Consider the following 21,933-nt stretch of genomic DNA (forward strand, 5'->3'; position numbering starts at 1 on the left):
ACTACTTTCTCATTATCTGGGGCACATAAAGAAAAGTCTGTAGTTCATTCGAAACTACAGAGCTTTTTTCAATTTTTAGTGACCTACATAGGTAAAGGGGATATCACTACCACACAACCAATTGTAAACTTGATCATTGACATGAACATTCATGGCTTCATGAGCATATTCAGGCATGATACGATAACTCTTTTCACAAGTCAAACGGTTGTAAATAGCAAACTGAGTGATTGGATAGCAGACATCGTCATCAAGTCCAGTAATCATCCGAACTTCCCCCTTAATACGATGGGCAAGATTTTTTACATCGATATAGCTAAGTGTTTCCATAATCTGCTCTTCTGTCTCATGGAATGGATCATGGAACTTAAAGTAACGAAAGAGCTCATCATAGGCTTCGCTGGTATTCCCAATCTCAAGTACTCGTCTAAAGTCTGATAAGAATGGATAAATAGCAACTGTACGCTTGATACGTGTATTCAACCCCGCAGCCACCAGAGCCAGCGCTCCTCCTTGAGAAGCTCCATAGCTTGCTAATTGGCCTTCATCCACTTGTGGGAAGCTAGCTACAATCTCAACTAATTGATAAATATCAAGATAAACATCCTTATAGAAGAGTTGCTCTTTTCCTTCTACTGCACCACGAATGATTTGGCCCTTAACTGTATTTCCGAGTGGCGAGCGCAAGCCATCTTGTGAGTAACCAGACTGACCACGGACATCCATAGATACGACACCATAACCAGCGACTGTAAAGGCCAACATATCTGTCCAATCCCAACAACGTCCCATATATCCATGGAAGTGAAAAATAACTGGTACTTTATGTTCAGATTTTGGTAAGACCACACGTGCATAAACAAGGCCTTCCCGAGTGCCCTTAAAGGTGAGTTCATAGCACTTCACGTTTGGAATACGAAATTCACGTTCCTCTAGTTGGTAATCTGGCAAGATTGAAACCTTCTCTATTTCCCCATCCCAAAAATCGTCAAAGTCTTGCGGAACTTCATCACGCCCTCTGTAAGTTTTCATTTCTTCTATTAGTGCTGGATTTCTCATAAAACCCTCCTTTTTTTGTAACCGTCACCATAACTCTAGCACATAAAGGAAGGCAATGCAAGACTGATATTTTAAATAGAAAGTGATTTTAATTTTGAAGATTCATAAAAGCTTATCTGAAAGTAGTTTTATCCATTCCATTCTGTATAAATTCAATACACTTTCAAAGAATAACAGCTTCTTTGGTCTCTCCTCCAAGAGTCATTGAAGACTAGTCTTATACTCAAATCCAAACTAGGTCAGTTTTATCTGCAACCTCAAAGCCGTGCTTTCAGCAACCTGCGGCTAGCTTCCTAGTTTGCTCTTTGATTTTCATTGAGTATTAGCATGTTTTCGGGTATATAGTTGTCTATCTTTAAACTAGTTTTTTTTGCAAAAACAAAAAAGTTTCATAACCTTAATAGAATTATTCTACCAAGATTACAAAACTCTTTCTTATTTCAAATCTTTTTTATAGCGTTCCAACTCTGCTTGGTTTGCCCAAACATAGTGACCTGGACGAATTTCTACCATAGAAGGTTTATCAGTTTCATAGTCATGTTGATCTGGATCATAGACTTTCAAAACTTTTTTACGTTCCAAGATTGGGTCTGGAATAGGAACAGCTGATAGAAGTGCTTGCGTGTATGGATGAACTGGATTGTTAAACAATTCTTCAGTCTCAGCCACTTCAACAATGACACCCTTATAAATTACCGCGATACGATCAGAGATGAAACGAACTACTGACAAATCGTGGGCGATAAAAAGATAAGTCAATCCTAATTCCTTTTGGAATTTCTTGAGCAAGTTCAAAACTTGGGCACGTACAGAAACGTCCAAGGCTGAAATCGGCTCATCCGCAATAACGAAGTCAGGTTGCATAACCAAGGCACGGGCAATCCCGATACGTTGACGTTGTCCACCTGAAAACTCATGTGGGTAACGTGTCAAGTGTTCAGCCAAAAGTCCCACTTCACGAATGATATTTTGAACTTTTTCTTTTCTTTCTTCTTCATCTTTAAATAAATGGTGGTTATAAAGACCTTCAGAAATGATATAGTCAACCGTTGCACGTTCATTCAAACTTGCAGCAGGGTCCTGGAAAATCATTTGGATACGACGGATTAATTCCGAAGCTTGTTCACGTGATTTTTTACCATTAATTTTTTGACCTTCAAAGATGATATCACCTTTGCTGGTATCATTAAGACCGATGATAGCACGACCAATTGTTGTCTTACCACTACCAGACTCTCCAACAAGTGAGAAAGTTTCTCCTTTGTTGATAAAGAAGTTCGCATTTTTAACAGCGACAAACTTTTTGCTTCCTTCACCGAAGGAAATTTCTAAGTCTTTAATTTCTACTAATTTTTCAGACATTTCCTTCCTCCTAGTCCTCAAGATGTGTAAAGCCCATCTTTTCACGAATCTTGTCGTGTAAATCTGCAATCACCGATGGTTTTTCAACTTTTGGAGCTTGTTCATGAAGCAACCATGTCTTAGCCCAATGAGTATCAGATACTGCAAACTGAGGTGCTTTTTCCTCGAAGTCAATCTTCATAGCATAATCTGAACGAAGAGCAAAAGCATCTCCCTTCAATTCAGTATAAAGCGATGGAGGTGTTCCAGGGATTGAGTACAATTCACCTTTGTCATCCGCAAGTTGAGGCAAGCTTGACAAGAGGCTCCATGTATATGGATGACGTGGGTCGTAGAAGATTTCTTCAACAGTACCATACTCAACGATTTCACCAGCATACATAACTGCAACTTTATCAGCGATACTTGCTACGACACCTAGGTCGTGGGTGATAAAGATTGTTGTAAAGTGGTATTCGTGTTGAAGTGACTTCAACAAATCAATAATCTGTGCCTGAATGGTCACGTCAAGAGCTGTTGTCGGCTCATCACAGATAAGAATGTCTGGGCGACAGGCAAGAGCAATCGCGATAACGATACGTTGACGCATTCCCCCAGAATATTGGAAAGGATACTCGTCAAAACGTTTCTCAGAATCTGGAATACCAACTTTATTCATATAGTCGATAGCCATCTCTTTAGCTTCTTGAGCAGTCTTGCCTTGGTGTTTAACAATAACTTCTGTGATTTGACTTCCGATTGTCTTGATTGGGTCTAGACTGGTCATTGGATCTTGGAAGATAGTTGCAATCTTGGCACCACGAATACTTTCCCAATCTTTATTAGATGTAAGGCTGGTCAATTCTTGGCCACGGTAATTAATACTACCTCGTGCAATACGACCATTTCCTTCCAACATTCCTGTGAATGTTTTTGTCAAAACTGATTTACCTGAACCTGACTCTCCAACTAAAGCGAGAACCTCTCCCTCGATCAGATCGATGGAGACACCTCGAATAGCTGTCAAAATCTTGTCACGAACATCAAATTCCACGACAATATCTTGAGCAGTCAAAATTACATTTTTTCCTTTTATCATGTCTACTCCTATCTATGTGTACGTGGATCACTAGCATCCGCTAGGTTCTGACCAACTACGAACAGTGACAAGGATACCAAGACCAAAGTTGTCAATGGAATCCAGAAGAGGTAAGCATTGGTTGTTACGTTCTGAGAATAATCCGAAATCAAACGTCCCAAACTTGGTACTGTGATTGGCAAGCCGAGTCCAAAGAATGACAGGAAGGCTTCATATGAGATAAATGCAGGAAGCATTTGTGATGTAGTTGTAACAATAACAGAAACCAATTGAGGCATGATATTTTTAATAACAATCTTATGGGTTGGTGTTCCCAGTGTACGAGAAGCAAGGTTGTACTCCAAATCACGGTAACGCATGATTTGGATACGAATCATATAAGCAATACCAATCCAAGTAGTTACACTCATGGCAAAAATCAAGTTCCAGAAACCTGCACCGATAGAGTAAGTCAAAACAATAACGATCAAAAGTGAAGGGATGTTATTGATAACGTTATAAACTTCCATCATGATACGGTCAACTGATTTTGAAATACCCCAGATTCCGCCGACAATAACACCAATAACAACGTTGATAAAGGTCGCAATTACGGAAATCAAGATAGAGTTACGTGCTCCAAACCAAACACCGTCAAAGAGAGATTTACCATTACTATCTGTACCAAACCAATGTTCAGCATTTGGCTTAATGTAACGAGCGCTAAAATCATTTACCTTACTTACATCATTGAAGTCAAAATCAGAAAACATTGGATAGATGAAACTCATCAATACGATGGAGATCAAAATACCAAGCATGATAATTGTTGATTTTTTCTTCAAAAACTGTCTAAAGACAGAACCCCAATATGAGTAGGCAGGAGCATCAATTGCTTCAGAGGCAAAATCATCTCGTTTTACAAATTGAAATTTATCATTACTAATCGTAGACATTATTTGCCTCCTTTCTCTGTCAATTTAATACGTGGGTCAATAATAGTCATCCAAATATCTCCAATTAAGTAAGAGAAAATTGAAACACATGTAAAGATGAAGACTAGACCAACTACCATGTTGTTGTTTGACGCTTTAACAGAGTCAATCAACATTTTACCCATACCTGGGAAGGCAAAGACTGTTTCAGTAAGAGTTGCTCCACCAATAACACCAATAATTGAGCCTGGGATACCAGAAACGAGTGGTACCATAGCGTTTTTAAAGATGTGTTTGTTAGAAATTTCTTTTTCAGAAAGACCTTTAGCTCGAGCAAAACGGACAAAGTCTTGAGATTGTAAGTCAATCATGTAACGACGAATCCAGATAGCTAGACCAGGTGCTCCAAGTAAACCAAGAATGACTGATGGAAGGACATAAGAACGCCAATCGCCAGCACCCAAGATTGGGAATGAGTCTGGGAATCCGATAGAAGAACCAATCAAACGAATAATATAAACTAGAGCAATCGTCGGAAGGGCCATCAAGAAGGTCAAAGTACCTGTAGAGAGGCTGTCAATCCAAGTATTCTTGAAACGAGCCATTGCTGAACCAAGAGGAACTGCAATCGCATATGAAATCGCAAGACCAATCAAACCAGTGATAGCAGAACTTGCAATCATAGATGGGTACTGATAGTTGCTTTCAGTAGCTGTATATGGATCATCTTTACCGTAGTTGGCTACTTCACGAGCATCAGCTTGACTCGGAGATTTATAAGTTCTTGAGTAAATGTTAACTGATGATGTTTTCTTACCAGTTGGGAATTGAACTTCAGAAGTCTTCGTTTGTCCTTGTCCTTGTGTAATAACTTGAAGAACAGGAGTATTTGCATAAGTTGGATAAGAATCTCCTAGGTTCAAGTTGACAAAGTTTTGGTGAACAAATGGGAACTGACTATTGAAGTACAAGAGGTATTTGTGTTTAGTACCTGAACCCACAAGAGACCAACCGATAGCAGGGTCATTCTCAAAGCGCAAATAACGCTCTAAGTTAGGATTCTCAGGGTCTTGGATCTTGTTTGTATGGTCAATATCAAGCAAGTTTGCATAGAATTTGAATACACGCTCAAAAATAGGAATTTCACGTGTAGCGTAGAATTGTCCACTCTCTGTAAACTCACCTAGAGTCCAACCATTCCCTAGTTGTTGGATATATTTTTCATAGATTGCTTTATTTGTATCATTTGCATCTACTGTAACAGAAGAGTCAATGCTACTAGCTTTTTCCTGCAACTCTTTCGTATCGTAATATTCGATATAACCCATACGCTCAAAGACGGTATTTTCATAGTTATCACGTTTATCAGCCGTGGTTGCAATTTTATTGTAGTTAGTGTCTTGTTTGAAGATCAACTTCCGTGGAACCATCGTATAGATGATTGTGTAAATCAAGGTCGTTACTAAGAAAATAGAAACCAACGACCGCAAGATACGCATAAAAACATATTTTTTCATATTATTTCCTTTAAATCCCAAAAGAACCTTCTCCTTTAGGAGAGAAAGTTCTGATGAGCATTATTTATTTCACATGACTCGCTAACTCTTTTTGAGCTTTTTCGTTTGATTCAGCTTTTTCTTTGAGCCATTTTTCACGAGCTTCTTTGTACTCTTTGGTTGTTACAGTGTTTGCTTGCAATTGAAGATATTTGAAGTAAATATCTGAGCCTTTATCACCAGATTGAGTGTAAGATGCTGAGAATGGCACTACACGAGAAATAACTGGTGCTGCTCCTGTAGAAGACATAGCTGGAAGGAAGAGTGAGCTATCTGTCAACCAAGCTTGAGCTGCTGCATATTTCTCATAACGTTTGTTAAGATCGCTTGTTTCACTAGCTGCATCATCAACTAATTTGTCATAGTCTTTCAAGCCAACTTGAGCGACCGCTGGGTTTGATGGATTATCATAGCCCATGTAAGTCTTAGTTGTTTCACTGTTAGTAGATTTTAGGATATCAAGGTAAGTTGACGGATCTTCATAGTCTGGGTTCCATCCAACGGCACCTGAAAGATCCCAATCTTCTGCTGCTGCACTAGCTGCATAATATGTGACGTTTTGTAATTCATCTGTAGTGATTTGTTGGATATCGATGACTACATTATCTGTACCCAAAGCAGTCTCAACAGATTGTTTAAATGATTGGATACGAGCAATATAGTTTTTAGATGCTTGGTCAACCGGAATGTCCAAATGAATTGGGAATTTCACGCCGTCTGCTTCCAATGTCTTCTTAGCTTTAGCCAATTCTGCTTTCGCTTTATCTACATTGTAAAGTCCATCTTGAGCATCTGCAAAGTTTACATCTTTCCATTCATCACCATAAGAAACGACCTTCTCAGTAACTAAGTCGCCAAATGTTTTTTCACCTGCAGAAACGAAGTCTGGTTTTACAAAAAGGTTACGAACAGCAAGTGCTGCTCCATCTTTACCATTAATCTGAGCCGAATATGAAGTGCGATCAAATGCAAAGTTCAAAGCTTGACGGAAATCTTTATTAAGAAGGGCTTTCTTAGTAGAAGTTTTTTCTTCGTCAGTTGTTTTTGAAGTATACTTATAGCTTTGACGGTCAATATTGACACCCAAACCAGCAATACCGGCTCCTTGTGGAGTATAGTAGATATTATCTTTATATGTTTCTGCTACTTTAGAATAGTTTGAGCTAGTAGGGTAGAGACGGGCATAGCTGTATGCACCACTTGTAAAGTTACGCTCGATTGATTCTTGATCCGAACCATCATAATAAGCAAGCGTTACAGTATCGATGTGAACATTGTCTTTATCCCAATACTGTTCATTCTTCGCAAACTCGATAGAAGACTTAGCTGTCAATCCTTTAAGCAAGAAAGGACCATTGTAAAGCAACGATGTTGGATCTGTCGCCTTACCAAAGTCTTTACCTTTTGATTTTTCAAACTCTGCGTTCAAAGGCCAGAAAATTCCGTAAGACAGTTTAGAGTTCCAGTATGGTTCTGGTTGGTTCAATGTATATTGAAGAGTGTAATCATCGACTGCTTTAACACCTACGGCAGAGAAGTCTGTGTTGTTTCCTGACAAGTAGTCAGCCAATCCTTTAACAGAATTTTGTGCTAGGTAAAGAGCGGCTGATTTATTGTCGGCTGCGTGTTTCAAACCTGTAACAAAGTCATTTGCAGTTACTTCTGCATATTCTTCACCATCAGATGTGAACCATTTTACACCTTTACGAATTTTATACGTGTATGTCAAACCATCTTGAGATACTGACCAATCTTCAGCGACTGCAGGAGTAAGGTTACCATACTTATCATTCGTAAAGAGTCCATCGATACCGTTTGAAGTGGCAACTTTTGTACTTTGTTTCCCAGAGATAAGGTAATCCAATGTTTCTGGGTCAGCAGTGTATACATAACCATATGCTTTTGGTGCTTCAGCATTTGATGATTTTGAAGAACCACAAGCTGCGAGAACGCCTGTTGCAAGTAGGGCAACCCCTGCTACCGCAAAAATCCGACTTTTTTTCATGTTTAGTTAACTCCTCTATTAAAATTAATGAGATACTGTTAATTATACCACACTCCCTTTCAAAAGTAAACGAATTTTCAGAATATTTTGTCGCATACCATCTGATAAGCAGGAAAACTTACATTTTCAGAAAAGAAACTATTGACGAGATTTAATTTAAAAGGTATAATAATAAAAGTTAAGGCGGTATAGCCAAGTGGTAAGGCACGGCTCTGCAAAAGCTTGATCGTCGGTTCAAATCCGTCTACCGCCTCTATATTATCAAAGGCTCCTATAGGAGTCTTTTCTTTTTAACTACTAAAAAGCTTTATCAGTTCTGCTCTGATAAAGCTTTTGTTTTATTCTGTTTCTTCTTCTGATTCGAGTTCTTGGATTTGAACCTTAAGCTTGGTTACACGTCCATTTTTGACCTTATCATTGGTTAGAGTGATATGCTTATTGCTACTTTCTAACTCATAGCTAAGTTTTTCTGATGTTGGAATAGTTCCCACGCCAGTCAAATAGTAACCAGCGATCGTATCTACATCATCACTTTCAAGTTCAACATCAAAGTAGTCATTAAAGTCATTTAAATTCATTGTCCCTTGGACGATATAGGTATCTTCGCCAATTGTATGAACATAGACTTCAGCTCGGTCAGTTTCATCATCAATCTCACCGACAATCTCCTCAAGGAGATCCTCTAGCGTAACTAGACCAGCCATTCCCCCATATTCATCGAGAAGAATAGCCATCTGTCTTTGTGAATTTCTCAACTCTTTTAATAAATCATCCACAAAAATAGTTTCAGGTACAAAGAGCGGTTCCTGCAAAATCTTTCTCAATACGATATTGTCAAAACCATCGGTAAACCCTGCTTTTAGCAGATTCTTGGTATGAATCAAACCAATCACGTTATCCTTGTCATCATCATAGACAGGAATACGAGAAAAGTTTTGTTTTAAGATGCTTTCGATAATGGTTTGAGTATCATCTTGAATATCAACCATGAAGGCATCCGTTCGAGGAACCATGACTTCACGTGCCATGAGCTCGTCTAGCGAGAAAATCCCTTGTAACATTTCAATTTCATCAGCATCCAAGGTTTCTTCACTCTTAGACAACATGTACTCAATCTCATCACGAGTCATTTTTTCATCTGCATCGTCAAATGTCATCGGTGTCAATTGACTCAAGAGATTAGTTGATGCTGAGAGCATCCAAACGAAGGGACTCACAACCTTACCCAGAGCAATAATAAACGGTACTGTTCTGATAGCCAAGGCATCCTTAAGATTTAGAGCAATTCGCTTAGGATAAAGTTCGCCAAAAACAATAGAAATATAGGTCAAGAAAGCTAATGATAAGAAGCTAGCTACCGCATAGGCAGTCTCGCTATTTCCCATCCAAGAGGCGATTAATTCACCTAGTGAATCTGCTAGTTTAGCCCCTGACAAGATCGTGATTAAGGTGATACCAACTTGAATGGTTGATAAAAAGTGATTCGGGTTTTCAAGTACCTTTAGTAAACGGATATAGCGTTTATCCCCCTCCTCAGCTTTTTGCTCAACACGTGAACGACTAAGTGAAACCATGGCCATTTCTGTTGCAGAGAAAAAGGCATTTAAAAAGGTCAAAACAACTAATAAAACAAATTGCAGTAACAAATCCTGACTGCTCGGGTCTTCCATTTTCCTTCTCCTAAAAAGTATAATTGAAACTATTATACCATATTTTCCAATTTCTACACATTAATTTTCAATTTCTATGATAAAGGGGCGTGGAACAAAGAGCTGAACCCCTAGTCTTGATGCTTTAGTTCCAGCCTTGTGAATTTTCAAAAAAGCTCTTTAAAATCAGAAGAGCAAAAAACAACCAATCGTGTCTACAATTCATGACTAATAAAAAACGAGGTTGGGATTTTCCCTCAACCTCTTGATCAATTAGTTATTTTTTGTGACTGTGACCTCACCTGTTCGGTAATCTAACTGAATTCCCTTTTGGACATTTGGAATCACGACATTAAACTCCAATTCTCCATCAGAGGACTTAGCTTCAATCTGAGAAGCTGACGGTACCAAATCTTGCTCAGTAGCATAGAGTAATGTTACGCGGTAACGAACTCGTTTGTTTTGATCTAGGGCTTTTCGAACCAGACTTTCATAGTAGTTTTGTCCTGTGGAGTCTTCTGCACGCGCTTGGTTGGCCCAAGCTGTCTGTACGGCAATATTTTTAGGATTGCTGGTAGAAGCATCAAAGCCATCTAAGCCACCTATCAAGGCATAGCCTAACAAGTGTCCTCTATCAACTGCGTGATTATAACTTCCTTTTAGGTTCTTAACCTGATGCCAACCCGCAGGCGTCCAAGATGTTGAACCATTGCCAGTTTCTTCACGGTCCTTGTACTGTCTTGTTGCTTTTGACATGATTGCATTCGCTACTGTGGGAACTGTCTCTCCTCCTACCGTTTTTGTCTTGTTATCCGCATAGGGTTTGCTTGAAACCTTAGCATCCAGATTGGTTTTATTGTTATTGACGATAAAGGCTCCTGCGCCATTCCACTCTAGAGTACCCTTAATTTGTTTTTTAACTGAATCGGTCAAGACACTTTCAGCCAGTTCTTGACTTGGAGTATCAGACGACTGTGATTTTTGTTTTACTTGTGTTTGTGGTGCAGTATCGGAAGACTGCATTTGTTTAATATAGTAGCTTCCTGCTGACAAGAGCAAAAAGAGCAAGAGGCCAATTAGGGCCTGTCTTGTTTTTTTATTCATATTTTCTCCTTGTACTCTTCGAAAATCTCTTCAAACCACGTCAGCTTCACCTTGCCGTATATGTGTTACTGACTTCGTCAGTTCTATCCACAACCTCAAAACTGTGTTTTGAGCAACCTGCGGCTAGCTTCCAAGTTTGCTCTTTGATTTTCATTGAGTATTACATTCACTTCCTAGAAAAAGGCTGGTCTCCCAGCCTATTTTCCTGTAAATTTTGCGATGAGTTCTTGCCATTTTGCTGGTGCTAAAATAGCCCAAGGATCTTGACCTTTTCCTAGAATACCATAGCCAATCATCAAACCAATAGCAAGAGCTAAGAATCCTAGTAGTAATACTACAATTACTAGGATAAAGCGACGTAAGACATTTTTGGATTGTTTATTCATCTTCATCAGCTTCCACACTTACCCGTTCAATCTTAGCTCCTAACTGGGCTAATTTTTCATGAAAACGGTAGTAACCTCTATCTAAATGGACAAGCTTTCCTACAACTGTTTCGCCTTCAGCTACCAAGCCTGTCAAAATCAAGGCTGCACTGGCACGTAAGTCGGTTGATAGAACTTCTGCCCCTTGGAGAGGCTGTCCTCCGACGATACGGGCTGTATCACGGATAATTTCAGAGTGCAAGCCCATACGACGCATCTCTTCTAAATGTTGGAAACGATTCTCAAATACAGTCTCTACCATAGTTGACTCACCTTGAGCAACGGTCATTAAAGCAGTGAACTGCGCTTGCATATCTGTCGGAAATCCTGGATGTGGAAGTGTCTTAACGTGAACTGCCTTTAGCTTATCCCTCTGAGAACGTACACGAATCCCTTCGTCCTCATCAATGACTTCAACACCCATCTCCAATAATTTAGCAATCAAGGGGCGATTGTGTTCCCAGATGGCATCTTGAATCAAGACATCTCCACCTGTCATAGCAGCTGCTACCATGAAGGTCCCTGCTTCGATACGGTCTTGCACAACATTGTGGGTCGCACCATGTAGTTGCTCAACACCAGTAATGGTCACAGTTTCAGTTCCTGCCCCCTTGACTTTGGCACCCATTTTATTTAGGAGAACAGCTAAGTCGACAATCTCAGGTTCACGCGCAGCATTTTCAATGACTGTCACACCGTTAGCAAGAGTTGCCGCCATCATCAAGTTTTGAGTAGCACCTACACTTGGGAAGTCCATGTAAATGTGAGCTCCGTGCAAGCGTTCTGCCTTAGCTTCGATATATCCTGCTGTTTGAGTAATTTGAGCACCCATCGCTTCGAGTCCCTTTAGGTGAAGGTCGATAGGGCGACTACCGATAGTACAACCACCTGGCATCGAAACTTTAGCATGTCCTACACGAGCCAAGATTGGCCCCAATACTACAATTGAAGCACGCATCTTGCTGACATACTTATAGGGAGCTTCTTCGGTGATGTCACCGGTTGCATCAACTTCAACAATATGTGCTTCTTGATCAAAGTCTACTTTCGCATTTAATCCACGAACCACCTGATTCATGGTAAAAACATCCGATAAAATAGGAACATTTTTTAAGACTGTTTTTCCTTCACTTGCTAAAATAGTTGCTGCAAGCAGTGGCAAAACTGCATTTTTTGCGCCCTCGATGGTAACACTTCCAACCAAACGATTATCGCCACCTTGAACTACAATTTTTTCCATAGAGTATTTTCCTTCACTTACAATTTTAGAATAACGTTCTAACTGCTTCTTGCCAAAGTTGGTAGAGGTTCAGAAAAAAGGAACTAATCAGATATCCTAAACCGATACTACACAATACTACCAAGAGTCGAACCTTCTTCGCATTATCCCTAGTCACCTTCAAAATTTGATCCCATCTAACCAAATCTTTCAAGAGCTGAAAGACTAGGTAGACAAAAAACATATGACTACTAAGGGTAAAAAACAATTGAATCATTTGCCTATTATACCATCTTCTTTTTTTCTACGCTAGTTTAGGGATTCGCCTACTGTTTAGGGATTGTTTTTTAAATAGTCAATCGCATCTTGAAGCGTTTTGACTGGAACGATTTTCATGTCTGTTTTAATCATTTGAGCCGCTTCTAGAGCTGTGTCATAATTACTCTTGGCATTTGGATTTGCCTTTTTAGCTTCTTCAGTTACTGGATTGTTAGGAGCAAAGAATACAGTAGCTCCTTTCTTAGCTGCGGCCACAACCTTTTTATCAATTCCACCAATGTCACCTACGTTACCATCTCTATCGATACTTCCTGTACCGGCAATAATCCGTCCATTTCGAAGAGTAGGATCTGCAATTTGCGTGTAGATGGATAAACTAAACATCATCCCAGCACTAGGACCACCAATGCCTGCAGTTGAAAACTTGATTGGCACATCACTAGATACTTCTGTGCGGTCAATCAAACCGATTCCGATACCATTCTTCCCATTTTCTAGAGTAATGATCTTTCCTTCGGCAGTCTTAACTTTTCCATCCTCCTCATAAGTAACCTTAACCTGATCACCTAGAGTTTGAGAATTAACGTAGTCCACCATCTCTTTTGAACTCTCAAAAGTTTTATCATTCACAGCTGTTACGGTGTCAGCAATATTAAGAATTCCCTTGAAAGTCGAGTTATCTGTTACAGTCAAAACATAGACACCTAAGTATTTAAGCTCAATTTCCTTACCGGCCGTTTTCAAGCCTTGATATTTGGCCATGTTTTGTGAAGTTTCCATGTAAAACTGGTTGATTCGCATAAATTCCGCATCTGACGAACCACCAGTCATTTCTTTGGCGCTATGTATGTCCGTAAAAGGTGTTAGCCAGGCATAGACTAAGTCAACCAGTCTAGCGTGCTTAACTCCAACCGTCACAAATTGGTAGGAACCTTCCTCTTGGTCAGGTTGGTTATTAACTTGTAAAACCTTTCGAATATCTTCAGAAGTTCCTGGCACCTCGATATAATAAGGCAGGGACACTGTAAAAGCGATAAAAGTGGTAATGAGCCCAATAATGAGATATAAGGGCCATCTAGTTTTTTTCTTCATTGTTTAACTCCTCTAGGACAGCATTTGGTACATATGCACTGATATCTTGACCAAATTTTAATAGTTCTCTCACAGCCGAAGAGCTGATGTATACATGCTCTGGGCGACTGTGGAGATAGATTGTCTCCATTTCTCCCGCTAGTTGATGGTTGTAAAAATCAAAACTAGCTTCATACTGAAGATCTGTTGCATTACGCAAGCCACGCACCAAGACCTCTGCACCTAATCTTCTAGCAACATCAACGACTAATTCATCGTGAGAAGCTATGACTTGGACATTTTTGAGATGTGCTAGTGCTTTTTCAACAGTTTGCTTTCGGCTCTCTATCGTCAAAAATCCTGTTTTATGAGGATTATAAAAAATTCCCACATACAATTGATCAAAGAGCTTACTTGCACGCTCAATGAGATCCAAATGTCCATTGGTCATCGGATCAAAAGAACCTGTAAATAGCCCAATCTTATCTGACATAAACCGTCACCTTACTAATCCCATATATTTTTTCCTTCCAGATGCCCAAACAAGCGATTTCTTCTGGAAGTTCTACTGATTTATCGGTCTCACATACCACCATGACATCCTCTGAAAAAAGATTTCTCTCTGCCATTTTTTCAATATCTGACACGATTTGTTCTTTTGCATAGGGAGGATCTAAAAAAATAAGATCAAAGACACCATCAACCTGTTCTAATGCACGACTGGATTCCATTTTCAACAATTGAAACTTAGAGGTTTCCTTAGTCATTCGGATATTTTCTGCGACTATATTCTGGGCTCGGCGATCCTTCTCAACCAGAACGGCACTGGACATCCCTCTTGAGACTGCTTCGATGGATAGACCACCACTGCCAGCATAAAGATCTAGCACTCGCCCACCTTCAAAGTAGGGACCAATCATATTAAAAATAGCTCCTCTTACCTTATCTGAAGTTGGTCGAGTTGTTTTACCGTCCAGCGTCTTTAAAGGACGTCCACCGTAGATTCCTGATACGATTTTCATACCGTATATTATACCAAATTCTTATCAAAAAAAGAAAATCGAACCTTACGGCTCGATTGATTAAAGAATATTTTCGTAGGTGTCTCTCACTTCTTGTGGCCAAACACTGGTTTGGACTTCACCGATATGCTTCTTACGAAGCAGGAACATAGCCATACGAGATTGGCCAATTCCTCCACCAATTGTCAATGGGAAGAGGCCGTTTAAGAGAGCTTTGTGCCACTCCAAAGAAAGGCGGTCTTCGTCTCCTGTGATAGCTACTTGGCGACGAAGAGTATCTTCATCGACACGAATGCCCATTGAAGACAATTCAAAGGCTGCACCCAAATTATCATTCCAAACAAGGATGTCTCCATTCAAGCCATGATAGCCATTTTCAGACTCAGTTGTCCAGTCATCATAGTCTGGCGCACGGCCGTCATGAGGTTTTCCATCTGACAATTCTCCACCGATACCAATTAGGAAGACAGCGCCGAACTCCTTACAGATAGCATTTTCACGTTCTTTAGGTGTCAAGTCTGGGTAGCGTTCTACCAACTCTTCTGTATGGATAAAGGTAATTTGCTTAGGCAAGATTGACTCAATATCGTAGCGAGCTTCTACTGCTAACTCTGTCAAACGAATAGCCTTATAAATCTTTTCCACCGTTTCTTTAAGATAGGCAAGATTGCGCTGTCCGTTTGGAATAACTTTTTCCCAGTCCCACTGGTCTACATAGACTGAGTGAGTCGCATCTAGTGAATCTTCGTCTGGACGAAGAGCCTTCATGTGAACAAAGAGACCTTCTCCTTCACCAAAACCAAAACGTGCTAAGGTATGGCGTTTCCACTTAGCAAGGGAATGCACCACTTCATAGGTTTCATCTGGGATTTGCAAAACCTTAACAGAAACTGGATGTTCAATCCCTGAAAGGTTGTCCTGCATCCCGTCCCCAACCTTACTCAAGATTGGCCCCTGCACTTCCACAACTTCTAATTTATCTTTCAAATACTGGGTAAAAGTATTTTTTACAAAGGAAATTTCTTCCTGTTGATGGATAAAACTTTTCTTCATACATCTCTCCTTTTGAATAATAAAATGATTATACCCTTTTGCCAGTAAAAATAAAAGTAAAAATTAAAAAAAGAGCTCATTTGAGCTCTAAAAGTATTAATCGTCACTTCCAAAGATACGCAAGAAGCTGAGGAAGAGGTTAATAAAGTCGAGGTAGAGGCTAAGCGCCAATGAAATTGCCCAACCTGTAGCGACTTGACCATTTGATTCTTCATAAACATAGCGAATCTTTTGGTTATCCCAAGCAATCAAACCTGCAAAAACAAGAACCATGACAATACTGATAATGTAGTCGAAGAGGCCACTGTTTAAAAATACATTGACAATCATAGCTAAAATGAGACCTATCAGGGCTGCAATCAAAGCACGCCCGATACCACTCAAGTCCTTTTTAATCACAACTCCGACAATTGCCATGACAAAGAAAAGGGCAGCGCTAGAAATGAAAGCCGTTAGAACCGTTCCTGGTAGATAGAGTGATACGATGAAACTCAGTGAAAAACCGTTCACTACTGAATAGATGAGAAACATCGGAAGAGCTGCTGGGCTATTTTTATAAGCCATATTACTTGCTGCAATTACAAGAGCAACTTCAACTACTCCTGTTACGATTAACCATATGCGGGCGTTAAACATCAACTGAACAAGAAGGTCTTGGAAGGTTGTTAGCATTAAGGCTGAAACAAGTGCAGATAAGGCGATCCCAATCCCTACAAAAGCATAAACTTTTGCATAAAATTGATTCAAACCTGAACGTTCTTGAATAATTGTTTGATTCATATCTTTTTCTCCTTATGAAATCTTTTTACTGATTATAACAAAAATTAAATCATTTAACTCAAATAAAACATGAGTATACCTGCAGCAATGGCGACATTGAGGCTTTCTGCCTGCCCTTTCATGCTGATGTGGACCAATTGGTCTGCCTGGTCTGTCATGAATGGACTAATGCCTTGACCCTCATTTCCCATGACTAAGGCAAAATCTTCTAACCGAGCCAATTCACGATAATCTTTAGAGTTTTGTGATAAGGTGGTTGCCAGAATTGGTAAACCGCTCTTTTTAGCTTGTTCCACAAACCCTTCGACAGACATACGATAAATCGGCAAATGGAAATGACTGCCTTGCATGGAGCGAAGCGTTTTGAGGCTATAGATATCTGCTGACTTGCTGGAAACGATGACTCCAGAAAAACCTGCTGCATCTGCCGTCCGAATCATGGTCCCAACATTTCCAGGATCCTGCACATCTTCTAAAAAGAGATACTTTCCTTGGCTCAAATCTGGTAACTGCTCATCCTCCTTTTGAACAATGGCAACAATACCCTGAGGAGTTTGAGAATCTGCTAAATCGAGCAAGATTTCTTCTGTCACAAGGACAGTCTGAGGATAGTCTACTAATTTTTCACCATACTCTGCGAGAGCAAAAATTTTCTCAATCTTTGCACCTGCTTGAATAGCTTCTTCAAACAGATGCCATCCCTCAATCAGATAAGAGGTTTTCCGATATTTTTTTTGATGTAATTTCTTGGCATTTTTTACCACAGAATTGGCTTTAGAGGTTATAATAGTCATAGAAATATTATAACACAATCAAGGAGGTTTGGTATGCAAAAGGTTAAAATGATCGCCCAAGGTCGCGTCCAAGGAGTGGGCTTTCGCTGGGGTGTCTATACCCTAGCTCTAGAACTAGGTGGCATTACGGGTCGTGTCTGGAATAACGATGACGGAACCGTTGAAATTCTTGCTCAAGCAGAATCTTCAGCCATCATGGCCAAGTTTATCCAAGAGATTCGAAAAGGCCCTACCCCATTCTCTAAAGTAACCTATCTTGATGTTCAATTGAGTAACTTTCCATCTTATTCAGACTTCAAAGTCGCAAATTAGGTCTCTAGAACTATTGTATATTTTCCAAAAAAACAGTAGAATAGAAAGGTATAATTTTTAAAGAAGGAATAAAAACAGTGAAATCAATTAAACGAATCGCTCTCTCAGTCATGGGAGTGGCTATGCTATTAGTCTTGACAGGTTGTGTCCAGGTTGATAAATCAACAGGACTCCCAACTGGTCCCGTTTGGGATTTCTTGGGTGCTCCAATGGGAGAAGCTATCAAATACTTCGCTAATGATCAAGGTCTCGGTTTCGGTGTTGGGATCATCATCGTAACCATTATCGTTCGCTTGATTATCCTCCCACTTGGTATCTACCAATCATGGAAGGCGACCCTTCACTCTGAGAAGATGAATGCTCTCAAGCACGTCCTTGAACCACATCAGACTCGCCTGAAAGAAGCAACGACACAAGAAGAAAAATTAGAAGCTCAACAAGCTCTCTTTGCTGCTCAAAAAGAGCACGGCATCAGCATGTTTGGCGGCGTGGGATGTTTCCCTATCCTCATTCAAATGCCTTTCTTCTCTGCTATCTACTTTGCTGCCCAACATACTGAAGGAGTTGCCCAAGCAAGCTACCTAGGAATTCCTCTAGGCTCACCTAGTATGATTTTGGTTGCCTTTGCTGGTATCCTTTACTATCTTCAATCACTCCTTTCTTTACATGGAGTTGAGGATGAAACTCAAAGAGAACAAATCAAGAAGATGCTCTATATGAGCCCTCTCATGATTGTCGTGTTCTCTGTCTTCTCACCAGCCAGCGTTACACTTTACTGGGTTGTCGGTGGTTTCATGATGATTCTTCAACAATTTATCATCAACTACATCGTTCGTCCAAAACTTCGTAAAAAAGTACGTGAAGAATTTGCTAAGAACCCACCAAAAGCAAGTAAAACTTCAAGTACTCGTAAAGATGTAACCCCTGAACCAGCAACAGCTATCACAACTTCTAACAAGAAGAAAAACAAAAAACGCAATGCTGGAAAACAACATTCTAGATAAAAAATAAAAGGCTTAGCTTAAATGCTGAGCCTTTTCTATAGTCAAAAAGAGGCCGAGAAAAAATCTCGACCTCTTCTTTCATTTTATCCATGTACACGTTTCATGTAATCTTGATAGCTTTCTGTATCCATCAATTCCTTAGCATTCTTGACGCGATCTGCTGTTGGAGGTTTAACTCCTTCAAGGGAATATGGAATCCCAAGCTCACGCCATTTGAACTCACCCATAGTGTGATAAGGCAAGATTTCAAACTTATCAACATTTTTGAGAGTTTTTACAAACTTACCAAGTTCAATCAAATCTTCATCGCGGTCTGTCAATCCAGGTACAAGAACGTGACGAATCCAAACAGGTTTACCGATTTCTGACAAGTACTGGGCACAAGCCAGAATGTTTTTATTGGTTTGACTGGTTACAATCTTGTGTTGTGCTTCGTTGATTTCCTTGATATCAAGGAGAACCAAGTCTGTCACGGCCATTAACTTGTTGAACTTTTCTAGATAGCGTGGTTTGTTACGGAATGGAAGGGCACAAGTATCCAAGGTACAGTGGATACCCTTTTCTTTTGCCTTGGTGAAAAGGGCAATCAAGAAATCAATCTGCAAGAGGGCTTCTCCTCCGCTGACTGTGATACCTCCCTTGTCTCCCCAGAAACCACGATAACGAAGCGCTTCTTCTAGAACATCATCTACTGTTCGTACACGAGATTTATTGGTTTCCATAGCCCAAGTATCAGGGTTATGGCAGTATTGGCAACGCATCTGACAGCCTTGCAAAAAGACAATAAAACGAATCCCAGGGCCATCTACCGCCCCAAAACTCTCTGTCGAATGCACCATTCCTGTCACTTGTCCATAGTCAATTATTTCCTCAGACATATCGTTACCTTCCTTGAAAACGTTTTATAGTCTTTATTATACCATGACTGAAAAGAAAAACCACAGATTTTGCCTATTTTTTAGAAAACAATCTGTTTTTCACTTTCAACTTTCATGATTTTCAAAATATTTATTAATCCTTATCAAAATCAAAGCCATAGAGAGTCGCAAAATAGTCCTCTGGTCGCTCTGCTCGGCGGATCAAGCGTGCTCCACCATCCTCTGTATATAGAATTTCTGCCGAACGAAGCTTGGCATTGTACTGGTAACCCATAGAGAAGCCATGCGCACCTGTATCATGAATGACTAACAAATCATCAATTTCTGTTTGAGGTAGTTCACGATTAACTGCAAACTTGTCGTTGTTTTCACAAAGAGAGCCAACAACATCAACCACTTCAGTCTGACCATCAGGATGCATCATATTGGTGATGTGGTGATAGGCACCATACATAGCTGGTCTCATCAGGTTGACAGCTGAGGCATCTACTCCTAGATAGGTACGGTAGGTTTTCTTTTTATGAGTTACTTTTGTGACTAAAATTCCATGAGGTGCCAACATAAAGCGCCCTAGTTCTGTAAAGATCTTAACCTGACCAAGTCCTGCTGGTGTGAGGACTTCTTCATAAACCTGACGAACTCCCTCACCAATCAAAGCGATATCATTAGGCTCTTGATCTGGGCGATAGTTAACCCCGATACCACCTGAAAGATTGATAAAATCCAGTGAAATACCTAACTTTTCCTTGATTTCTACTGCCAATTCAAAAAGCTGACGTGCTAATTCTGGATAGTAGAGATGGGTCACTGTATTTGACGCTAGGAAGGAATGAATCCCAAAGGTTTTAGCTCCCTTTTCTTTCAAGATGGCAAAGGCTTCAAAAAGCTGTTCCTTAGTCATCCCGAACTTAGCTTCACCAGGATTATCCATAATGTCCGTACCCAGTTCAAATACGCCACCAGGATTGTAACGGCAAGAGATGATTTCTGGGATGCCTGCTGCACGTTCCAAATGCTCGATATCTTCAAAGGCATCTAAATTAATCGTCGCCCCCAATTCTCGCGCATAAGCATACTCTCTATCTGGGGTGTTATTAGATGAAAACATCATATCCGCCCCTGTAAACCCAAGCTTGTGACTCATTAAGAGTTCGACATAACTAGAACAATCCACTCCACATCCTTCTTCTTGCAAAATCTTCAAGATAGCTGGAGTTGGGGTTGCTTTAACTGCGAAGTATTCTTTAAAGCCCTTATTCCAAGAAAAGGCCTTGTTTACTGCGCGTGCTTTCTCACGAATCCCTTTTTCATCGTAAAGATGGAATGGGGTTGGAAACTCCTCAACAATCTTTTCTAAGGCATCACGTTTAATAAATGGTGTTTTCATAGGACTCCTTCATATTCATTATCAAAGAAAGGCTGGGACGAAAGTTCCAACCTTTGTATTTCAAGTCAATTCTTATTTTTCTGTATCGAAGATATTTCCAACTTCAACAGCAATTTGTTGGTTCTTCACATCAATATTTGTGACTCTCAAGAGTGACTTGTAGTCGAACTGTTGTTCACGGTCTTCCTGTGCATTATCAGCAAAGACAGCTACACCAGCCAACTCTGAATCAAACTCAGACAAGAGGCTAATCATCCCGTTAATGGTTCCTCCACCCTTCAAGAAGTCATCAACGATCAAGACACGACTTCCTGCTTTAAGGCTACGTTTTGAAAGGAACATCTTTTCGATACGGTCACTAGAACCTGAAACATAGTTGACACTAACAGTTGAACCTTCAGTGATTTTCAAGTCGCGACGGACAATGACAAATGGTACGTTGAGGACATTTGCCACTGCATTTGCGAGCGGAACCCCTTTGGTCGCAACAGTCATAACGGCATCAATCTTCTGATCCATAAAGCTCTTGGCAATAATGCGACCGATGTTTTTCAAAATAGCTGGAGTGCTCAATAGGTCAGATAAATAAATGTAGCCACCTGGAAGAATACGGTCACTCTCTGAAAGTTTATCACGAAGCTCTTCGATAATCGCTTTAGACTCAAGGGTAGAGATCGATGGTGTAAAAATAACACCACCACCAGCACCTGTCACCGTTTGAATATGACCGATTTCAATTTCTTCGAAAGCACGCTTAATGATGACGATATCTTCAGAAATAGACGATTTGGCAGATTCATACTTTTCCGCAAAGGTGTTGAGACTGGTTAATTTGTATGGATTGTTAATCAAGTAATTGGAAATGACAACCATCCGATCACTTCTTCTTAATTTCATTATATTTTTACCATTCTTTTTTATTTAGTCTTTTTCTCATTATATCACACTAAAGCAAAAAAAACGAACTTTATTGCCTAAATAA

Annotated in this window: 22 protein-coding genes and 1 tRNA gene; 3 read left to right on the top strand and 20 right to left on the bottom strand. The window is 40.0% G+C overall.

What is annotated here, in order from left to right; genetic code table 11:
• Positions 1–75: 75 nt before the first annotated feature.
• The 6 genes from TZ96_RS02030 to TZ96_RS02055 all read right to left on the bottom strand — a co-directional run bounded on the left by TZ96_RS02030 (position 76) and on the right by TZ96_RS02055 (position 7,974).
• Positions 76–1,059 carry an acetylxylan esterase gene (locus TZ96_RS02030; RefSeq protein WP_045762689.1) on the bottom strand — a complete coding sequence of 328 codons (984 nt, stop codon included), beginning with the start codon at positions 1,057–1,059 and terminating at the stop codon, positions 76–78.
• A 435-nt stretch (positions 1,060–1,494) separates the two neighbouring features.
• Positions 1,495–2,421: an ATP-binding cassette domain-containing protein gene (locus tag TZ96_RS02035; protein ID WP_001291283.1), complete on the bottom strand. Its 927-nt coding sequence runs from the start codon at positions 2,419–2,421 to the stop codon at positions 1,495–1,497.
• A 10-nt stretch (positions 2,422–2,431) separates the two neighbouring features.
• Positions 2,432–3,499 carry an ABC transporter ATP-binding protein gene (locus tag TZ96_RS02040; protein WP_045762690.1) on the bottom strand — a complete coding sequence of 356 codons (1,068 nt, stop codon included), beginning with the start codon at positions 3,497–3,499 and terminating at the stop codon, positions 2,432–2,434.
• Between the two features lie 8 nt (positions 3,500–3,507).
• Complete coding sequence (oppC, locus tag TZ96_RS02045; RefSeq protein WP_000104373.1) at positions 3,508–4,434, bottom strand: oligopeptide ABC transporter permease OppC; 927 nt, start codon at positions 4,432–4,434, stop codon at positions 3,508–3,510.
• Positions 4,434–5,930, bottom strand: a complete 1,497-nt coding sequence (locus TZ96_RS02050) for an ABC transporter permease (RefSeq protein ID WP_000761009.1) — start codon at positions 5,928–5,930, stop codon at positions 4,434–4,436. Before TZ96_RS02050 ends, oppC begins: the two co-directional genes overlap by 1 nt.
• A 64-nt stretch (positions 5,931–5,994) precedes the next feature.
• Positions 5,995–7,974, bottom strand: a complete 1,980-nt coding sequence (locus TZ96_RS02055; protein WP_045762691.1) for a peptide ABC transporter substrate-binding protein — start codon at positions 7,972–7,974, stop codon at positions 5,995–5,997.
• A gap of 182 nt (positions 7,975–8,156) precedes the next feature.
• On the opposite strand from TZ96_RS02055, the gene TZ96_RS02060 reads away from it, so the two are divergent.
• Positions 8,157–8,227 (top strand) — tRNA-Cys (locus TZ96_RS02060).
• Positions 8,228–8,312: 85 nt separating this feature from the next.
• Here the strand turns inward: TZ96_RS02060 and TZ96_RS02065 are convergent.
• From TZ96_RS02065 to TZ96_RS02115, 11 genes are all read right to left on the bottom strand, one after another.
• Positions 8,313–9,644 (bottom strand): hemolysin family protein, encoded by a 1,332-nt coding sequence (locus TZ96_RS02065; RefSeq protein ID WP_045762692.1) that lies wholly within the window; start codon positions 9,642–9,644, stop codon positions 8,313–8,315.
• A gap of 252 nt (positions 9,645–9,896) precedes the next feature.
• On the bottom strand, positions 9,897–10,727 hold the full coding sequence (locus tag TZ96_RS02070) for a DNA/RNA non-specific endonuclease (RefSeq protein ID WP_045762693.1): 831 nt from the start codon (positions 10,725–10,727) through the stop codon (positions 9,897–9,899).
• Positions 10,728–10,924: 197 nt separating this feature from the next.
• On the bottom strand, positions 10,925–11,119 hold the full coding sequence (locus tag TZ96_RS02075) for a DNA-directed RNA polymerase subunit beta (RefSeq protein ID WP_075230447.1): 195 nt from the start codon (positions 11,117–11,119) through the stop codon (positions 10,925–10,927).
• The gene (gene murA, locus TZ96_RS02080) at positions 11,106–12,392 is read right to left on the bottom strand and encodes a UDP-N-acetylglucosamine 1-carboxyvinyltransferase (protein ID WP_045762694.1); all 1,287 of its coding nucleotides are present in this window, start codon (positions 12,390–12,392) and stop codon (positions 11,106–11,108) included. The genes TZ96_RS02075 and murA overlap by 14 nt, the downstream gene beginning before the upstream one ends.
• A 25-nt stretch (positions 12,393–12,417) precedes the next feature.
• Entirely contained in the window at positions 12,418–12,648 is a 231-nt protein-coding gene (locus TZ96_RS02085) for a DUF1146 family protein (RefSeq protein WP_045762695.1), read from the bottom strand.
• 56 nt (positions 12,649–12,704) lie between these two features.
• On the bottom strand, positions 12,705–13,742 hold the full coding sequence (locus TZ96_RS02090) for a SepM family pheromone-processing serine protease (RefSeq protein ID WP_045762696.1): 1,038 nt from the start codon (positions 13,740–13,742) through the stop codon (positions 12,705–12,707).
• The gene (coaD, locus tag TZ96_RS02095; RefSeq protein ID WP_045762697.1) at positions 13,726–14,214 is read right to left on the bottom strand and encodes a pantetheine-phosphate adenylyltransferase; all 489 of its coding nucleotides are present in this window, start codon (positions 14,212–14,214) and stop codon (positions 13,726–13,728) included. The genes TZ96_RS02090 and coaD overlap by 17 nt, the downstream gene beginning before the upstream one ends.
• Positions 14,204–14,743: a 16S rRNA (guanine(966)-N(2))-methyltransferase RsmD gene (rsmD, locus tag TZ96_RS02100; protein WP_045762698.1), complete on the bottom strand. Its 540-nt coding sequence runs from the start codon at positions 14,741–14,743 to the stop codon at positions 14,204–14,206. Before rsmD ends, coaD begins: the two co-directional genes overlap by 11 nt.
• A gap of 60 nt (positions 14,744–14,803) precedes the next feature.
• Positions 14,804–15,796, bottom strand: a complete 993-nt coding sequence (asnA, locus tag TZ96_RS02105; protein WP_045762699.1) for an aspartate--ammonia ligase — start codon at positions 15,794–15,796, stop codon at positions 14,804–14,806.
• A 96-nt stretch (positions 15,797–15,892) separates the two neighbouring features.
• Complete coding sequence (locus TZ96_RS02110; RefSeq protein WP_045762700.1) at positions 15,893–16,576, bottom strand: Bax inhibitor-1/YccA family protein; 684 nt, start codon at positions 16,574–16,576, stop codon at positions 15,893–15,895.
• A gap of 53 nt (positions 16,577–16,629) precedes the next feature.
• Entirely contained in the window at positions 16,630–17,370 is a 741-nt protein-coding gene (locus TZ96_RS02115) for a TrmH family RNA methyltransferase (protein ID WP_045762701.1), read from the bottom strand.
• Positions 17,371–17,403: 33 nt separating this feature from the next.
• Here TZ96_RS02115 and TZ96_RS02120 point away from each other — a divergent pair, with 33 nt between their 5' ends.
• On the top strand, positions 17,404–17,682 hold the full coding sequence (locus TZ96_RS02120) for an acylphosphatase (protein WP_001174501.1): 279 nt from the start codon (positions 17,404–17,406) through the stop codon (positions 17,680–17,682).
• 77 nt (positions 17,683–17,759) lie between these two features.
• Positions 17,760–18,686 (top strand): membrane protein insertase YidC, encoded by a 927-nt coding sequence (gene yidC, locus TZ96_RS02125; RefSeq protein WP_045762702.1) that lies wholly within the window; start codon positions 17,760–17,762, stop codon positions 18,684–18,686.
• Positions 18,687–18,769: 83 nt separating this feature from the next.
• Here yidC and pflA read toward each other — a convergent pair whose 3' ends face one another.
• The 3 genes from pflA to purR form a co-directional block, all read right to left on the bottom strand.
• On the bottom strand, positions 18,770–19,564 hold the full coding sequence (gene pflA, locus TZ96_RS02130; protein ID WP_001287990.1) for a pyruvate formate-lyase-activating protein: 795 nt from the start codon (positions 19,562–19,564) through the stop codon (positions 18,770–18,772).
• 133 nt (positions 19,565–19,697) lie between these two features.
• Positions 19,698–20,951, bottom strand: a complete 1,254-nt coding sequence (locus tag TZ96_RS02135; RefSeq protein WP_045762703.1) for a diaminopimelate decarboxylase — start codon at positions 20,949–20,951, stop codon at positions 19,698–19,700.
• A 72-nt stretch (positions 20,952–21,023) separates the two neighbouring features.
• The gene (gene purR, locus TZ96_RS02140; RefSeq protein ID WP_045762704.1) at positions 21,024–21,848 is read right to left on the bottom strand and encodes a pur operon repressor; all 825 of its coding nucleotides are present in this window, start codon (positions 21,846–21,848) and stop codon (positions 21,024–21,026) included.
• Between the last annotated feature and the right edge of the window lie 85 nt (positions 21,849–21,933).

This window comes from Streptococcus infantis, from assembly GCF_000963255.1.
GTDB lineage: Bacteria > Bacillota > Bacilli > Lactobacillales > Streptococcaceae > Streptococcus > Streptococcus nidrosiense.

What these genes read in the sequence shown, in the direction of transcription:
- TZ96_RS02030 (WP_045762689.1), bottom strand. Translation starts at nt 1,059, where the DNA reads ATGAGAAATCCAGCACTAATAGAAGAAATGAAAACTTACAGAGGGCGT.
- TZ96_RS02035 (WP_001291283.1), bottom strand. Translation starts at nt 2,421, where the DNA reads ATGTCTGAAAAATTAGTAGAAATTAAAGACTTAGAAATTTCCTTCGGT.
- TZ96_RS02040 (WP_045762690.1), bottom strand. Translation starts at nt 3,499, where the DNA reads ATGATAAAAGGAAAAAATGTAATTTTGACTGCTCAAGATATTGTCGTG.
- oppC (WP_000104373.1), bottom strand. Translation starts at nt 4,434, where the DNA reads ATGTCTACGATTAGTAATGATAAATTTCAATTTGTAAAACGAGATGAT.
- TZ96_RS02050 (WP_000761009.1), bottom strand. Translation starts at nt 5,930, where the DNA reads ATGAAAAAATATGTTTTTATGCGTATCTTGCGGTCGTTGGTTTCTATT.
- TZ96_RS02055 (WP_045762691.1), bottom strand. Translation starts at nt 7,974, where the DNA reads ATGAAAAAAAGTCGGATTTTTGCGGTAGCAGGGGTTGCCCTACTTGCA.
- TZ96_RS02065 (WP_045762692.1), bottom strand. Translation starts at nt 9,644, where the DNA reads ATGGAAGACCCGAGCAGTCAGGATTTGTTACTGCAATTTGTTTTATTA.
- TZ96_RS02070 (WP_045762693.1), bottom strand. Translation starts at nt 10,727, where the DNA reads ATGAATAAAAAAACAAGACAGGCCCTAATTGGCCTCTTGCTCTTTTTG.
- TZ96_RS02075 (WP_075230447.1), bottom strand. Translation starts at nt 11,119, where the DNA reads ATGAAGATGAATAAACAATCCAAAAATGTCTTACGTCGCTTTATCCTA.
- murA (WP_045762694.1), bottom strand. Translation starts at nt 12,392, where the DNA reads ATGGAAAAAATTGTAGTTCAAGGTGGCGATAATCGTTTGGTTGGAAGT.
- TZ96_RS02085 (WP_045762695.1), bottom strand. Translation starts at nt 12,648, where the DNA reads ATGATTCAATTGTTTTTTACCCTTAGTAGTCATATGTTTTTTGTCTAC.
- TZ96_RS02090 (WP_045762696.1), bottom strand. Translation starts at nt 13,742, where the DNA reads ATGAAGAAAAAAACTAGATGGCCCTTATATCTCATTATTGGGCTCATT.
- coaD (WP_045762697.1), bottom strand. Translation starts at nt 14,214, where the DNA reads ATGTCAGATAAGATTGGGCTATTTACAGGTTCTTTTGATCCGATGACC.
- rsmD (WP_045762698.1), bottom strand. Translation starts at nt 14,743, where the DNA reads ATGAAAATCGTATCAGGAATCTACGGTGGACGTCCTTTAAAGACGCTG.
- asnA (WP_045762699.1), bottom strand. Translation starts at nt 15,796, where the DNA reads ATGAAGAAAAGTTTTATCCATCAACAGGAAGAAATTTCCTTTGTAAAA.
- TZ96_RS02110 (WP_045762700.1), bottom strand. Translation starts at nt 16,576, where the DNA reads ATGAATCAAACAATTATTCAAGAACGTTCAGGTTTGAATCAATTTTAT.
- TZ96_RS02115 (WP_045762701.1), bottom strand. Translation starts at nt 17,370, where the DNA reads ATGACTATTATAACCTCTAAAGCCAATTCTGTGGTAAAAAATGCCAAG.
- TZ96_RS02120 (WP_001174501.1), top strand. Translation starts at nt 17,404, where the DNA reads ATGCAAAAGGTTAAAATGATCGCCCAAGGTCGCGTCCAAGGAGTGGGC.
- pflA (WP_001287990.1), bottom strand. Translation starts at nt 19,564, where the DNA reads ATGTCTGAGGAAATAATTGACTATGGACAAGTGACAGGAATGGTGCAT.
- TZ96_RS02135 (WP_045762703.1), bottom strand. Translation starts at nt 20,951, where the DNA reads ATGAAAACACCATTTATTAAACGTGATGCCTTAGAAAAGATTGTTGAG.
- purR (WP_045762704.1), bottom strand. Translation starts at nt 21,848, where the DNA reads ATGAAATTAAGAAGAAGTGATCGGATGGTTGTCATTTCCAATTACTTG.